The sequence below is a fragment of the Propioniciclava sp. genome, from assembly GCF_029977985.1.
Taxonomy (GTDB): Bacteria; Actinomycetota; Actinomycetes; order Propionibacteriales; family Propionibacteriaceae; genus Propioniciclava.
In genome coordinates, this window is the sequence record NZ_JARKOT010000239.1 from 1 (window position 1) to 1019 (window position 1019).

A 1019-nucleotide genomic window follows, 5' to 3' on the forward strand; every position below is an offset into this window, starting at 1 on the left:
CGCATGGCGGAGCCTTGGTCGCCCACGTTGTCGAGGTCGGTGAGCTTGTGGAAGATCAGCATGTTCGCGATCCCGTAGTGCCTGGCGAGTCGCCAGTGCGCATCCATCCGCCGCAACAGAGCCGGGTGGGACATGAGCCGCCAGGCCTCGTCGTAGATCACCCACCGCTGCCCACCGTTCGGGTCGAGCAGCGCAGACTCCATCCACGCCGACGAGCACGTCATCAACACCGAAATGAGCGTCGAGTTCTCGGTGACCCGCGAGAGATCGAGCGAGATCATCGGCAACGACGGATCGAACGCGACCGTCGAAGGCCCATCGAACAGCCCGGCCAGGTCACCGGCCACGAGGCGGCGCAGCGCATGGCCGACAAGCCTGCCGTCCTCGGCCAACCTGCCGTCGGCATCCGCACTCGGGGCGAGGATGCGATCAACGACCATCGGCAGGATCGGCACGTCGTTCTCCCGCACCGTCTGTGTCAGGGCGATGTCGATCGCGGTGTGCTCCAACGGCGACAAGCCGCGCGCGAGCACGGTCTCCGCGAGGGCGCCGATCAGGTCACGGCGTCGCGCAGCGACGGTCGAGGCCCACTGCTCATCCGAGAGTCCGCTGGGCCGGTGGCCTTCGTCGAGTGGATTCAGGCGAGTGTTGAGTCCGTGGCCGAGGACGATGGCGCGTCCGCCGACGGCGTTGGCGACGGCGGTGTGTTCGCCCTTTGGATCGCCGGGAACGTACACGCGCCGCCCGAACGGTAGCGACCGCGTGTAGAGGGACTTGGCCAGCGATGACTTGCCGGAGCCGACGATCCCGGCCAGCACCACGTTGGGTGCGGTGATGATGCCGCGTGCGTAGAGCACCCACGGGTCGTAGACGAAGCTCCCGCCCGAGTAGAGGTCTTGGCCGACGAACACGCCGTCGGCGCCGAGACCGCCCTCGGCGACGAACGGGTACGCGCCCGCCAGTGTCGCCGACGTGTCCTGATGCCGCGTCAGATGAAACCGACCTGGGGTGCGCAGCCG

General features: G+C 67.9%; 1 protein-coding gene. It reads right to left on the bottom strand.

Annotation, left to right across the window (positions count from 1 at the left end):
- Positions 1-1019, bottom strand: a 1019-nt coding sequence (locus tag Q1K57_RS13580) for an ATP-binding protein (protein WP_300083517.1), incomplete at both ends; no start/stop codon positions are given.